Below are 14,582 nucleotides of genomic sequence, written 5' to 3'. Positions count from 1 at the left end.
CAACAGATGCCGATGCGGTATGGGGGTTCGACGGCGGAATGGACACAGCCACGCTGGCAACGGCACTTGCGGTGATGCAGGAAAGCTCGGTGCGCGGCGCAGCCGTCCTGCTCGGCCGGCCGCCTTCGAGCGTCGCTGATGCCTTCGAGCGGTTCGAGAGCACGCTGGCGCTGAAGCTGGCATCGCGGCGCGATGGCGGACTATCCCTCACTCTGGCCGGCGAGAACCTTGCGCGATCCATTCCCGCGCTGACCGAGGTTCTTGCGCGCATAGCCAGGATCGCCGGTGAGGAGCCTGCCGAGGCCGGTCACGCGCTTTCATGGGCGGCGAAGAATGCCATCCCCGTGACGACGCTGGGCAACTTCAGCGCAGTGGTGCGAGCCGGCTCGATCCGACGTGCCGCGCGCGAACTCGGCATCGGCCAGCCGAACCTCTCGCGGCAGGTGGCCGCCCTCGAACGCTTGCTTGGCAAAAAGCTGCTGATCCGCGATGTGCACGGCTGCGAACCCACTCCCGAGGGGTTGGAATTCAGCGAGACTGCGCAGGCGCTTACCAGTAAGCTTGCGGGCCTGACCGGGCCGGCGCGGAAGCGCTTCGCCCGCGAACTCCGAGCCATCAGGCTCGGCACGATCATTCCAGTTGGCCATGAGAGCCGGCTGGCGGCACGTCTGGCAGCCCTGGTCGCCGCATGGCATGCCGATGACGCCAAACCCGATCTTTTCGTCAGCAGTACGACTGCGGAGGACCTTGCTGAAGGACTGCGGTCGGGGCAGTTCGACGTGGCCTTGACCGACATAGCCCTGCGCAACAAGCGTTTTGAGAGCAGGGAGATCTTTTCCGGCGAACTCGTGATCGTCGGCCCGGCCGATTTCGTAGCGCCTGGCGCCGCGATCCAGCCGCTGGTCGATCGTCATCTGATCGCGGTTCCGAGCCTGCGAAGCGGACTGCGCCAGTCAGTCAGCGAAGCGCTCGAGCCTTTCCTCGGCGGCGAAGGCCACGCCGCAGCGCGACTGGTGGAGGTCGATGCACTCTCGATCGTCATCAACCTCGTGCTCGACCACGGATTTCTCACCGTGCTGCCGCTGGAAGCTGTTGCGGCGCTCGACCGGCCGATCGGCATCATAAGGCTGCCGGATGCCCCTCGGGTCGGTTTTCACCTCGTCTGGCAGCGGACGCAGGCCTCGCGCAGGATCGCCACGCAGATCGCCCAAGCGATTGGCAATGCATAGCCTGTCCAGAATTCAGCATATCTTCTGTCGATGCCGGCGACCCTAAAGTGCGGTCCGTCGCATCCGCCGCCGGGGAACTTTCAGATGTCCGATTTCGACCTCGTGCTCAAGGGCATACTGGTGCTCGCCGATAGGGTCGTGCCGTCGGGCTTCCTCGCCGTCCGTGACGGCGTGGTGGCCATGCTAGGACAAGGCGCCATGCCGGCCGCCCGCGAGCGGCACGACCTCGGGAAGGCGCTGATCATGCCCGGCGCGATCGATGCCCAGGTTCATTCGCTGAGCCAGAAGGACCAGGAGGATTTCATCTGGTCGACGCGCGCGGCCGCCGCGGGCGGGGTGACCATGATTGTCGACATGCCCTATGACGAAGGCAATCTCGTCTGCAGTGCCGAGGCCGTCAAAGGAAAGATCGCGCATGCCGAGACCCAGGCACGCGTGGATTTCGCACTCTACGGCACCATAGATCCCGAAGAAGGGGCTGTCCGCATCGCCGAGCAGGCGGAAGCCGGCGTGGCGGCCTTCAAGTTTTCGACGTTCGGCACCGATCCGAAACGCTTTCCGCGCATACCGCCCGCGTTGCTGGCCGAATGCTTCGCAGAAGTCGCCAAGACCGGCTTGAGCGCGGGCGTACACAACGAAAACGACGAATATGTCCGCGCGGCAATGGCAAAGGTCAAGGCTGCCGGCATCACCGACTACACTGCTCACGGGCTTTCGCGACCGCCATTGACCGAACTGCTCGCTATGCACGAAATCTACGAGATCGGGGCGCAAACAGGCTGCCCTGCGCACGTCGTGCATTGTTCCCTTTCGCGTGGCTATGAGATCGCGGCCTCTTACCGTGCGCAAGGCCATGCCGCGACCGTCGAATGCCTGATCCACTACCTGACGCTGGACGAGGAGAACGACGCGAGGCGGCTCGGCGGCAGATCGAAATGCAATCCGCCGATCCGCCCGCGAGCCGAGGTGGAGGCGCTCTGGCGGCAGCTTGCGTCGGGCAATGTCACGCTTCTTTCCACCGATCACGTCAGTTGGTCGCTCGACCGCAAGAGCAATCCGGACATGCTGGCCAACGCCTCGGGCCTGCCGGGACTGGAGACGCTGATACCGCTTTTCGTCAAGGGTGCGTTGGAGCGCGGCGTACCGCTCAGTTGGGGCGCGCGCCTGATGGCGCTCAATCCCGCACGCCATTTCCGGATCGATCACGTGAAGGGCGCGCTGGAACCCGGCAAGCAGGCCGACATCGCGGTGCTTACCCCGGAGCCTTACGTCTACGATGCCGGAAAAACCGGCAACACCGTCGCCGCCTGGTCGCCCTACGACGGAATGACCCTGCCCTATCGCGTCGCCGCCACCTATTGCCGCGGCGAGCTGGTATACGACGGCACGGCCGTGGTTGCCGCTCCCGGCAAAGGCCGCTTCGTGCGGCCGCCGGCGTCGCTTCCTCTGTCGAGGCAGGCAGCATGAGCCGGATCGGCGACAGGCCCAACCTGCCGGTTTCCGCCGCGCGCATCGCGCTGGACATCGATGCGCTGGCCGCAATCACCGAACCGGGACGGCCCTGGACTCGCCGTGCCTTCACCGCGCTTCATCGCCAGGGCCGCGACTGGCTCGCCGAGCGCTTCCGGGCTGCGGGACTGGAGACGCGGATCGATGCTTCGGGCAACCTGATCGGCCGCCGTGCCGGCCGGAAGCCGGGATCGGGCACCCTGATGCTCGGCTCTCATTCGGACACCGTCCCCGATGGGGGCCGGTACGATGGCATTGCGGGCGTGGTGGCGGCGCTGGAGGTGGCCCGATCGCTCGCAGATGCCGGAATCCAGTTGGATCATGATCTGGATGTCGTCGACTTCCTGGCCGAGGAAGTCTCCATCTTTGGTGTCTCCTGCATTGGCAGCCGAGGCATGGCGGGAGTTCGCCCCCCCGAATGGCTCGAGCGGAGGGCGGACGGGATAACGCTGTCCCAAGGACTGGTCGCCGCCGGCGGCAGCGAAACCGCCGACCCGCCCCGGCAGGACGTCAAGGCTTTCCTGGAGCTGCATATCGAGCAGGGTCCGGTTCTCGAAGCCGAAAAATGCGACATCGGCATAGTCACCGCGATCGCCGGCATTTCCCGCATCGAGATCGTGGTCGAGGGGCGCGCCGATCATGCCGGCACGACACCGATGGGCGCACGCCGCGACGCGCTCGTGGCGGCATCCAAGCTGGTCCTCGGCATCGAACGCCTGGCGACCGATCTTTCGCTGCAGCCCCGGCATTTTGCCGCAACCGTCGGCGAATTCGCGATGTTGCCCAATGCCGCCAATGTCGTGCCGTCGAACGTCCGGTTGCTGGTGGATGTCCGCTCCGAGCAACGCGAAGATCTGGACATGTTCGCGGCAGCCCTGAAAGAGCTTTGCGCTTCCGTGGCAGCGCAAGATCAGGCCAGCATTTCCCTGCGGCAGATATCAGACGCTACCCCGGTGCCGATGGATGCCGGCATCGGCGCCATTCTGGCCGGCGCAGTCGAAGGCCTTGGCGGACGGCACCGGCAACTCGCCTCCGGCGCCGGGCACGATGCCGCGTTCATGGCCAGAATTTCGCGCGCGGCGATGATATTCATCCCCTGCCTCGGTGGCCGGAGCCATGCGCCGGAGGAGTTTGCGGCGAACGATGATATAGCGTTCGGAGCCGCAGTCCTGCTCGAAACCGTCAGAGCGCTCGACGGACAAATTTCCGAGCGAGACGTCTGATCCCAAGAAGGGTCGACATGGCCACAGATGCCGCACTCGCAATTGCACGTTCGGCCTATCGGGCGCTATGTGGGACCTTCTCTTTGAAGAATCGTATCTTTTGATCGCGATAGGCAGCAGTTCAGCCTTGTGGTGGCTTCTGTCGGCGTGAAATCCCAGGCTACACACGGCCGATCATCTTGGGCTTTCTGCGGCGATCCCTGCCACACCGTGTCGTTTGGAGCGTATCGGCTGACTACGTCGATGGTCGACGATTAGACCAGACTATCATGTTGACAGCCCGCCGATTCGCGAGGCGTTGCACCGGCTCAAGCTTGCGAGGTCTGGAAGGCCGTATGAACACCGATCTTGCCGTTGTGCTCGTCCTGCTTGCCGCGACCATCATCATGTTTGCGGTCAACCGGCCGCGCATGGATGCCGTAGCGTTGATCATGATGACGATCCTGCCGCTGACGGGTGTGGTCACGGTATCGGATGCGCTCACAGGATTCAGCGATCCGAACATCATTCTGATCGCTGCACTCTTCGTCGTCGGCGAGGCGCTCGTGCGCACCGGCGTCGCGCAGAGAACGGGAGATGTGCTGATCCGCTATGCCGGATCGAGGGAGACCCGACTGGTAGCGCTGCTGATGATGCTCGTCGCCGGGATCGGATCCTTCATGAGCTCGACGGGCGTCGTCGCGATCTTCATCCCCATCGTATTGCGGATCGCCGCCAATGCCGGGATTTCGCCGGGCAGGCTGATGATGCCGCTCAGTGTCGGCGCGCTGATCAGCGGAATGATGACGCTGGTCGCAACGGCACCCAACCTGGTCGTGAACAGCCAATTGATCCGCGCCGGGCAAGAGGGATTCTCCTTCTTCGCCTTCATGCCTTTTGGCGTGCCGGTTCTGCTCCTCGCCATTCTCTTTATGCTGGTGGCGCGTCGCTGGCTGGGAAAGGAGACGCCTGCCGCATCGGCCAAGCGCCCGCGCCTTGCGGACTGGATCGAGGCCTATGGCCTCACGGACCGGGAAATGCGCGTCCGGCTCGACAAGGATTCTGACTGGTGCGGGAAAAGGCTCGATGCGCTGGACCTGCGTGCGAGCCAGGGGATCAACGTCATCGCCATCGAACGCGGCCAGGGCTTTGGCCGCAAGCTGATCAAGCCTTCGGCAGCAACCGAACTGCAGGCGCGGGACGCGCTGTTCCTGGATATCTCCAGCGCGGATTTCGAGCCGGAAGAGTTCTGCCGCAGGTCCGGCCTGCATCCTCTGCCGATCTCGGGACACTATTTCAGCGATCACGCGCAGGAAATCGGCATGGTCGAGCTGATGGTGCCGCCCGGCTCGCCTCTGATCGATAGGACGGTGACGGAGGCCCGTTTCCGCAGCGAGCACGACCTCGTCGTCATCGGCCTGAAGCATGGCACGAGGCCCGTCGAGGCGGCGATCTCCTCGGAGCCGATGCAGGTCGGCGACACATTGCTGGCAGTCGGGTCGTGGAGGGCGATCCGAAATGTCCATCAGGCGCGTGACCTGATCGTGCTGACGATGCCCGCGGAACTGGATGAGGTGATCGAGCGACCCTCGCGCGCGCCCCACGCGCTGGTCATTCTCGGGCTGATCGTGGCGATGATGGTCAGCGGCATCGTGGCCAACGTGCAGGCGGCTCTGATCGGCTGTCTGTTGCTGGGGCTGTTCGGCTGCATCGACATGAACGGCGCCTATCGGTCCATACACTGGCAAAGCCTGATCGTGATCGTGGGCATGCTGCCCTTCTCGGTGGCGTTGCAAAATACCGGCGGCGTGGAACTGGCCGCGTCGGCCCTTGTCTCGGCGGTGGGCGAGGCAGGCCCAAGAATGGCGCTGGCCGCGGTCTTCGTGTTGACGGCAATCCTCGGACTGTTCATCTCGAATACGGCAACGGCGGTGCTGATGGCTCCCGTGGCGCTTGCGGTAGCGTATGAGCTGGAGGCCTCGCCCTACCCCTTCGCGATGACCGTCGCTCTTGCGGCCTCGGCCGCTTTCATGACGCCTGTGTCCTCTCCGGTGAACATGCTGGTCGTAGGACCGGGCAATTACAGCTTCTCCGATTTCCTATGGGTCGGCGTGCCGCTGACCGTGATGACGTTGATCGTCAGTGTCCTGCTCGTACCGATCGTGTTCCCGTTCTAGGGGATGGTACGACTGCATCCGAGGCTCACTCGGCATGACAAGAGCGTCGCGACGCATGAAACGCCTGGAGGCATCGGGGAGTTTTGCCATCACGTCCCAACTCCGCCGCCGACCGGTTGCCCTCCCGGACGGCAGCCATCAGGCGCCAACAGTGTCTGCGCGAAGTCGTTCATTTTCCGCCGATGCGTAGTCGCGTGACATCCGTACGAACGCGTCGATGGAGGGAATGCTGCTACGCTCCTTGAGGCAGGCTACGTAGGATCGCGTATAGGGCTGATATTCCGCTATGGAGAGGGCACGAAGCCTGTCGTCACGCGAAAATTCGAAATCGGAAATGATGCCAAGCCCAAGCCCGGCTGCCGTGGCTTCGAGAACAGAATCGCGTGAAAGCTCCATGACGACATTCGGTCTGATGTTGTTGATCGCAAGGACCTCCTCCAGGGCGCGCCTTGTCATGGACCCCTTCTCGCGCATGATCAGCCGCTGGCCGTCGAGTTCCTCCACGTTAAGCTGCTTCCGATGCGTCCAGGGATGCCCGACCGGAATGGCGATGACCACTTCGTGCTTGCCGAGACAAACCAGGTCCAGCCGCGGATCGTTGTAGTCGCTTCCCAAGACGCCGACGTCCACCTCATAGTTGAGCAATTTTTGGTAGACCGTATCCGAATTGGCGCTCTCCAGCGTGACATGCATCAACGGGAAGCGATCGATGTAGCTGGACAGCAGCTTCATCACGAACAAGGGCCCGACCGTGCCGATATGCATGCGCCCGGCGAATTGATTGCCAACCGTGTTCAGCAGGGAGTGCGCACGCTCTTCCAGCGAGAATATCTGTTTCGCCACGGCAAGCAGAGCCTCGCCGGCGTCGGTGAGCTTCAGCTCATTGGGCCCGCGTACGAATAGCTGGAGATTGTAGGTCTCCTCCAGGGTCTTGACCTGCGTCGTGACGGTAGGCTGACCGATGCACAGCAGCTCGGCCGCCTTGGTGAAGCTCGACTCGCGTGCGACCGCATAAAAGGATCGCAGTTGGTTGAAGTTAACGTAGTTCAGGCGATTTCTCGCCGCCTCTCCGATTGGCAAGGTTTCCTCCCCCCGTTCCAATCAAGTCCTCTATCGCCTTCATCACACTCGAATCCGTGGAAAGCAAATCCTTCAGCACGGTGTAGTGATTGCGCCCTGCGAGGCGTTGGATGATCACGTCGCGGCCGGCATCCGAAAGCCTGTGCCTGAACGTTTCAGACTGACCGACGAAGCCCGCCGTCTCATCGCTTCCGACAAACAGCCGATAGCTCGTCCTGGGAAGGTCTTGATTGACAGGCCCCAGCCCAGCAGCGCGTGCCAAGGTGAGTTTCAGCGCCCTGTTGAGACTCGTTCCGACAAGCGGTTGCAGATCGAAGATGCCGCTGATCGGCGCCATTCCCGCAAAAGGTCGGGTACGTAGCTGCGGCATCTGGCTGGCGGCCTTGCCGGCCCAGACCGCGAGATGACCGCCAGCGGAATGACCTGACGTAAGCCATACGGACGGCTGCGCGCCGCACCGGGAAAGCGCTTCGAACACCGCCGGCACGCTGGATACCGCCGCGGCTACGCAGCGCTCCAATGTTACGCCAGGGGCAAGAGGATAGTTTGGAAGTGCCACTGAAAAACCGCGCGCCCTCAGGGCTCCCGCCACGAAACTGAAGCGTCGCTTGTCAAGGCTCTGCCAGTAGCCGCCGTGGAAGAAGATCACCAGGGGACTATTGCGGCGGCCGGGAAAGAGATCGAAGGTCATCCGCTCGTGCTGACCGTAAGGCAGGTCGAGGAAGCATTGAAATTCCTTCCTGCTCCGCTCACTTTCCATGTCGTACAGCGCGTAGACGTCATGGCGTTCGGGATGGCGATCCCGAAACACGTAGTCGGGCTCATCGGCTCTGGCCACGGCTCGCCTTCACTCGAACATCACGACGCTGCGCACCGACTTGCCCTGCTTCATGAGGTGGAAGCCCTCGTTCACCTCATGAAGTTGCAGTCTGTGCGTGATCTGCCTGTCGAGGTCGATCTCGCCTTCCATGAAGCGGTCGATCAACCCGGGTAGCCCGGTTCTCCCCTTGATGCCGCCGAAATAGCTGCCGACGATCGACTTGCCGTAGCGCACCTGCACCGGGGGAAAGGAAAGTTCGGAACCCGAAGGTTCGACGCCCAGCAGCACGCTTACGCCCCATGCGGGGACGCAACAATCAAGGGACTGCCGCATGACACCAAGGACGCCGGTGCATTCGAAAGCCACGTCAACCCCGCCGCCAGTCAGGTCTCGTATAGCAACGACAGGATCGGGTGCGTCCGGTCCAGGACGGATGAAGTCCGTCATGCCGTAGCTTGTGGCGAGTTCGGTCTTTGCCGAACTGATGTCAATGCCTATGATCCTGGATGCACCGGCGATCCTCGCACCCTGGATTATGTTCACGCCGATGCCGCCAAGACCAAAGACGGCGACCTTGTCTCCCGGTCGAACATGGGCAAGCGCCGCACCCACGCCGGTGGTCACCCCGCAGCCGAAGAGACAGACCTTGTCCAGGGGAGCATCCTTGCGGATCTTTGCCAGCGCGATCTCCGGCACCACGGTGTAGCGCGACAGTGTCGACGTTCCCATGAAATGGTGAACGGGCTTGTTACCTCGCATGAAGCGCGACGTGCCGTCAGGCATGACGCCTCGGTCGCGGGTGGGCTTGATGGTCCAGCAGAGGTTCGTACGCTTGGAGCGGCACATGCTGCATTCGCCGCATTCCGGTCCGTATAGCGGTATGACATGGTCGTCGATGCACAGCGTGGTAACGCCGAGGCCGACTTCCACAACCCGCCCGGCGCCCTCATGTCCGGGAATGAGCGGGTAGACGCTGCTGGCGTTGACGCCTTCCAACGCGGTAAGGTCGGTATGGCAGAGGCCGCTGGCGACAATCTCCACAAGCACTTCACCCGGCCCCGGCCCATCAACGGTCAGCGTATCGATTTCAAGCGGAACATTGGGCGCGACGCAGATCGCAGCGGTGGTCTTTATCATGTTTCCAGCCTCACGCGTCCACGGGCTCCACCGCCGTGGAAAACCCCGCATCGACAAGTTCACGGTGGGTGACGGCGTCACTACTGCCTATGGCCCGCTGCGCTTTCCGAACCGCGCGCGCCGCATCCACGCCGAACGCTCCTGTCAGGCGTCCATTTTTCACCGAGTAGGCAAGATAACCAGGTTCGCCGGGTCGGCCCTGGAAATAGATTTCGGCATCGGGAAGAAATCTTCCCACGATCTGGAACCTGCGGTCATATTGATCCGTCCAGAACAACGGAACATTCCTCTGAGCCGACTCCTCCCCGCAAATCGAGCGGGCCGCATTCGCGGCCGTTTCCTCGGCGTTCATCCAGGATTCGACCCGGCTGCGCTGGCCATCCGGTTCCAGGTAGGCCGCGATGTCTCCGATCGCGTAGATGTCGGGATTGCTGGTCCGGCAATCCGCATCGACTTCAATACCATTGGACAAGGCAAGGCCCGCGGAGCGGGCAAGCACGGCGTTTGGAACGCCGCCTATGCCGACGATTACGATATCGGGACGGATCACCGTGCCGTCATCCAGATGAACGGCGATCTCTTCGGGCGCCTGCGTGACTTTTCCAATTGTCCGCCCGCAAAGGATGCGGACACCGGACTTTTCATGACAGGCGACGATGGAAGCGGAAATCTCCGCGGGAAGGACGCGCGAAAGCGCGCGCGGCGCCGTCTCGACGACAGTAACCCGAGCGCCGAGTTTCGTCGCGCTCGCGGCAACCTCCAGGCCAATGAAACCTGCGCCGACGATCAGTATTTCCTGACCCTGCACGACCGCCCCGCGCAGAGCGCGGGCCTCGTCGAGTTTGTGCAGGTAGAACACCTTTTCGCCAAGCACATCGATCAGCGGCAGCCGGCGGGGCGTCAAGCCGGTGGCGAGAACCAGCTTGTCATAGGCAAGCTTGGTTGCGTCCTCGAGCACTATCTGGCGGTCCTTGGCCCATACACTGCGCACGATCGCATTCGGACGATATTCGATGCCAAGTCGGGCAATCGTGTCCTCGTCGATGATGAAGCTCGGCGCCGGTTCGGACTCATCGCAAAGAACGGCCTTCGACAGCGGCGGCCGCTCATAGGGGGCGACAGGTTCGTCGCCGATGAGAACGATCCGGCCCCGCCAGCCGAAATGTCGAAGTCGCTCGGCACATCGGCCGCCGGCATGTCCGGCGCCGACGATCACTACGGCAGCATTGTTGGCAGTCATGCTGCCTGTCTTGCTTCCCGGCGCATGCGGCCGACTTCGCCGAGGATTTCCCGGTGAACCTGGAAATAGCCCTTGCTGACATGTTTCAGGTGAGGTTCGACGTGATCGTGCAACCTGCCCAGGGCATGGAACGGCACCGAAGACGCAAGGTGATGCTCGGCATGGAACGGCATGTTCCAATAAAGCTGGCGCATGATCGGGTTGACCAGCGTCGTCCGGGTATTGGCAAGCAGATCCGGGCTCTCGTCGGCACCGGTATGCTCAGCCATGCGGATTGCACGGAGCACCGGCTCGCCCATCACACGCGGGAGGAACCAGTAGAAGAGCGCGATCGTGCTGCCGAAATAGACGGAGGCTGCGGCGATCGAAACGTAAAGCAGCACCAGAAGCCGGATCTCAAGCGAGACCTGGCCACGCACGGTGTCCGGTAGAAAGCGCTTTTCCTCCTCGTCGTATCGACCCGTCGAGCCTCTTACGAGCGTGCCGATGAGCTTGGGCCAGAAGGACGCGCCGAGAATCATCGAGAAATATTCGCGGAATGTCGTGGGAAACGGCACGATGTCGGGATCGCGCTCGTCATGCTGGGTGTAGGTGTGGTGGGCGGCATGCCGATATTTGAAATACAGGAAGGGCCTCATCGTGAGGGCGCCTATTGCGAAGCCCACCGCGTGGTTAAGCCAGCGGGAACGGAAGGCCGTGCCGTGCGAGCATTCGTGGAGCGGCGCAAACATCAGGACGATCACGGTCCCGTAGACCAGCATCGCCGGCACCTGCAGCCACAGGTTCCCGGAGGCGAAATAGACGAGTGATCCTGTCACAGCCAACGCAAGGACATGGATCGCGAGATTGTAGAGCCCTGGGCCGTTGGTGCGAACCCGAAGCTCCTTCAGTTTCTCGCGGGAAACGACCTCCGGCCCGGTCAGTGGCCAGATGTTGCTCCCTACCCCGCCGATGCCGGCATAGCTCGCGGAATTATTCCCTTCCATGGTATTCTCCAGCTCGAAACTGATAACTGCCGTGCAATTCTAACGACCGGTCCGGAACGGAGAAAATTCATTGTTCTGATAGGGTCATTCATATTGCGTCGGGGCGAAGAATGGTGGCCTCGACCAGCCACGCGCGGCTTCCGGTGGTTACGCAAAGAACCGTTGCGTGATGGTCTCGGCCGAAAACTCGTGACGTTGGAACTCGCCGGTTATCCGCCCTCTGCTCATGACGAGAATGCGGTCGCAGACATGCAGCATTTCCTGCAGTTCCGTCGTCATGACGACGAGCGCCTTGCCCTCATCCGCCAGTGACTGCAGGGAATTCCAGATTTCCGCCTTCGCGCCGATGTCCACGCCGCGGGTCGGATCTTCCGCGACAACGATCTCGCTATTGCGGGCAATCCATTTGCCGATGACGATTTTCTGCTGGTTGCCGCCGGAAAGCTGCGAAGCCTTCTGGGACAAGCTGCTGACCTTGATGGAGAGCAGTTTGACGATATCCGAGGCCATGCGCCGCACGCGACCGCGTCGCAACACCCCCCAGGTGCCGAGGCTGCCGAGCGTCGCCATGCTCGCATTGTCGGCGATGTTCATGTCCAGGACGAGGCCTTCGTTCTTGCGGTCGGCAGGCATGTAAGCGACGCCCAAGCGAATCGCGTCGTGCGGAGACCGAAACCGCGCCGGTGTTTCGCGTATCAGGATCTCGCCCTGGTCAGTGCTTGTCGCACCGAAGATCGCCTGCGCGACGGCTTCCCGGTTGCAACCAAGCAATCCCGCGATGCCGACGATCTCGCCCCGCCGAACCTTGAATGAAACATCCTGGAACTTGCCGGCCTTGGATAGCCCGTCGAGTTCGAGCATCACCCCACCATGCCTGCGCTCGCGAAAATCGCTCCTGGCACCCGCACGGGCCTTGCCTACCATGTAGGAAACGAGTTGAGGCTCGGTCATGCCTTCGGCATCGACCGTGGTGACGACGCTGCCGTCGCGCAGGACGGTGATCCGATCGGAAAGCTCCAGCACCTCGTTAAGCCGATGCGAGACATAGACAATCCCCAGACCTCGCGCCTTGAGAAGCTTGACGACGTTCAGCAGGTGAATGACCTGGTCGTCGTTGAGCGATGCCGTCGGCTCGTCGAGCACGATAACTTTCGGGTCTGTCGCCAGGGCACGGCAGATTTCCACGATCTGCTGTTCGTTGAGACTGAGTGTTCCAAGCACCCGCTTGGGGTCGATCTCGACGCCGATCATGTCGAGAAGTTCGGTCGCCTTCCGGTTCATCGCGACGCGATCAAGAGCGCCGAGCCCACGCTTCGGTTCCCGTCCGAGAAATATGTTCTGGGCCACACTGAGATTGGGGCAGAGAACCAGTTCCTGGTGAACCATGGCCAGACGATGCTCTATGGCGATCGAAGGGCTGGAGAGGACAGCCTGTTTGCCGTCGATCAGGATCTCACCCTCATTGGGTTGCAGTAGCCCGTTCATGCAGGACAGAAGCGTGGATTTTCCTGCGCCATTCTCTCCGACGAGTGCATGAACCTCGCCGGCCCGAAGATCGAATGAGACGTTCGAGAGCGCGCGAACGCCCGGGAACGTCTTGCTGATGCCGCGAAGTTCGAGGATTGGCGCGATGTTTTCCACGATCGCCTCAGTTCACGCTGTATTTGTCGAGCAGCGCACGATGCCTGTCCATCGAGCCGACGAGGCTCTGGTAGACCAGGCACCACTCCTCGAAGAAGTCGACATAACGGCGGTTCATCGCGGGATCTGGATCGATGGTCTCCTTGATCTTGACGATATCGCCAAGCGGCGTGACCGGATCGGGATAAATACCGGCTGCAACCGCAGCCAGCACCGCATCGCCGATCGGCGCAGCCTCGCCGATGTCCGGCACCTTGAGCGGCCGGTTGACGACATTCGCCGTGATCTGGTTCCAGAACCGGCTCTTGGTCGGTCCCCCATTGAGGACCAGCGTATCGATCTTCGCGCCAGCCGCTTCGGCGATGCGGAAGTTTGAAAGGACATCGAACGCGACGCCCTCAATGAGCGCACGGATCATCGTCGCGCGCGTGGTTGTCGGCTGAACGCCGAAGAAAACGCCGGTCGCGCGACTGTTCCAGTTCGGCGCCAGCGAATTGCCCAGATAAGGAAGGTACAACAGTCCATTCGAACAGGCCGGGACCTGCTTCGCCTGTTCGGTGAAGAGGTCGAAGAGGTTTTGGCCCATGCGTTCCGCGAGCCGGAATTCGGAATCACCGAATTGATCGCGGAACCACTTCAGCGACGCCCCGGTGAATGCCATCGGCGCATCGAACATCGTCAGGCCCGGCAGCACATGCGGCCACTTCAGGATGCGATATTCGTCGAGCGTCTGTTCCGTCGGGATCATGATCCCAAGGTTGGAACCGGTTCCCATCGAATAGAAGGCCTCGCCGGCCTTCGTCACCCCGACGCCGAGCGCGGCCGAACTGATGTCGGTGCCACCCGCCGCGACAATCGTGCCGGCAAGCAGACCGGTTTCCTCGGCAGCCTTGCTGGTGATCTCGCCGACGACCTCGTGCGAGCGATAGAGCCTCGGGAACTTTTCGATCGGAATTCCGATCGCATTGGCGATTGCGGGATTCCAGGCTTCCTTCTGGTATTCGTATGCATAGGCCAGCCCGGCATCGCCGGTGTTCATCGTGAAATTGCCGCACATGCGATAGGTGCAGTAGCCCGCGGGCGAGAGGAACTTGTGCGTGGCTGAAAAAACGTGCGGCTCGTGTTTTGCTATCCACAGCGCCTTGGGATCTATGAACCACGGTGCCACCCGGTTGCCGTTGTTGCGATTGATCTCGCGCGTGCCCACGGTCTTGCGGATGTCATCGCATTCCTCTTCGGAACGAGAGTCCATCCAGATCATCGCCGGGCGCAGGGGTTTGCCCTTATCATTGACCGGCAAGGTCACGCCGACCAGCCCCGATATCGCGACGCCAGCGATGTCGCGGGCAAAGTTGCCCTGCTCCAGACACTGCCGGATCGACGACGTCACCGCCTGCCAATAGTTCTCCGCTTCCTGTTCGGCATAGCCCGGCCGTGGGTGGAAAAGCGGATGCTCCTGCGATCCGAACGCAACGATCTTTCCGGTATTCGTGTCTAGAATACATGCCTTGACGTTGGTTGTGCCGATGTCGATCCCGATCGTCAGATGTCCCGTCAAAGC

Annotated in this window: 11 protein-coding genes; 4 read left to right on the top strand and 7 right to left on the bottom strand. The window is 62.1% G+C overall.

The genetic code is table 11. The features are described 5' to 3' along the window. Positions 1-38: 38 nt before the first annotated feature. The 4 genes from D8676_RS21190 (at position 39) to D8676_RS21175 (ending at position 6,117) form a co-directional block, all read left to right on the top strand. On the top strand, positions 39-1,229 hold the full coding sequence (locus D8676_RS21190) for a LysR family transcriptional regulator (RefSeq protein WP_183097187.1): 1,191 nt from the start codon (positions 39-41) through the stop codon (positions 1,227-1,229). An 84-nt stretch (positions 1,230-1,313) separates the two neighbouring features. Beyond that, positions 1,314-2,696, top strand: coding sequence for an amidohydrolase family protein (locus D8676_RS21185; RefSeq protein ID WP_121583091.1), 1,383 nt, complete (start codon positions 1,314-1,316; stop codon positions 2,694-2,696). Further along, on the top strand, positions 2,693-3,961 hold the full coding sequence (locus D8676_RS21180) for a Zn-dependent hydrolase (RefSeq protein ID WP_121583090.1): 1,269 nt from the start codon (positions 2,693-2,695) through the stop codon (positions 3,959-3,961). Before D8676_RS21185 ends, D8676_RS21180 begins: the two co-directional genes overlap by 4 nt. A gap of 179 nt (positions 3,962-4,140) precedes the next feature. Continuing rightward, positions 4,141-6,117, top strand: a complete 1,977-nt coding sequence (locus D8676_RS21175) for an SLC13 family permease (RefSeq protein ID WP_245427026.1) — start codon at positions 4,141-4,143, stop codon at positions 6,115-6,117. 138 nt (positions 6,118-6,255) lie between these two features. On the opposite strand, the gene D8676_RS21170 is transcribed toward D8676_RS21175, so the two are convergent. The 7 genes from D8676_RS21170 to D8676_RS21140 all read right to left on the bottom strand — a co-directional run bounded on the left by D8676_RS21170 (position 6,256) and on the right by D8676_RS21140 (position 14,579). After that, the gene (locus tag D8676_RS21170) at positions 6,256-7,197 is read right to left on the bottom strand and encodes a LysR substrate-binding domain-containing protein (protein WP_183097186.1); all 942 of its coding nucleotides are present in this window, start codon (positions 7,195-7,197) and stop codon (positions 6,256-6,258) included. Beyond that, the gene (locus tag D8676_RS21165; protein WP_121583087.1) at positions 7,154-8,035 is read right to left on the bottom strand and encodes an alpha/beta hydrolase; all 882 of its coding nucleotides are present in this window, start codon (positions 8,033-8,035) and stop codon (positions 7,154-7,156) included. The genes D8676_RS21170 and D8676_RS21165 overlap by 44 nt, the downstream gene beginning before the upstream one ends. 9 nt (positions 8,036-8,044) lie before the next feature. Beyond that, the gene (locus tag D8676_RS21160; RefSeq protein WP_121583086.1) at positions 8,045-9,154 is read right to left on the bottom strand and encodes a zinc-binding dehydrogenase; all 1,110 of its coding nucleotides are present in this window, start codon (positions 9,152-9,154) and stop codon (positions 8,045-8,047) included. Positions 9,155-9,164: 10 nt separating this feature from the next. Beyond that, entirely contained in the window at positions 9,165-10,394 is a 1,230-nt protein-coding gene (locus D8676_RS21155; RefSeq protein WP_121583085.1) for an FAD-dependent oxidoreductase, read from the bottom strand. Beyond that, positions 10,391-11,380, bottom strand: coding sequence for a fatty acid desaturase (locus tag D8676_RS21150; protein WP_121583084.1), 990 nt, complete (start codon positions 11,378-11,380; stop codon positions 10,391-10,393). Before D8676_RS21150 ends, D8676_RS21155 begins: the two co-directional genes overlap by 4 nt. 147 nt (positions 11,381-11,527) lie before the next feature. Next, the gene (locus tag D8676_RS21145; RefSeq protein WP_121583083.1) at positions 11,528-13,021 is read right to left on the bottom strand and encodes a sugar ABC transporter ATP-binding protein; all 1,494 of its coding nucleotides are present in this window, start codon (positions 13,019-13,021) and stop codon (positions 11,528-11,530) included. Positions 13,022-13,028: 7 nt separating this feature from the next. Next, positions 13,029-14,579 (bottom strand): FGGY family carbohydrate kinase, encoded by a 1,551-nt coding sequence (locus D8676_RS21140; RefSeq protein ID WP_121583082.1) that lies wholly within the window; start codon positions 14,577-14,579, stop codon positions 13,029-13,031. Between the last annotated feature and the right edge of the window lie 3 nt (positions 14,580-14,582).

The sequence above is a fragment of the Mesorhizobium sp. YM1C-6-2 genome (assembly GCF_003666685.1).
Lineage (GTDB): Bacteria > Pseudomonadota > Alphaproteobacteria > Rhizobiales > Rhizobiaceae > Mesorhizobium_K.
This window is presented reverse-complemented; position numbering and strand designations above follow the sequence as displayed.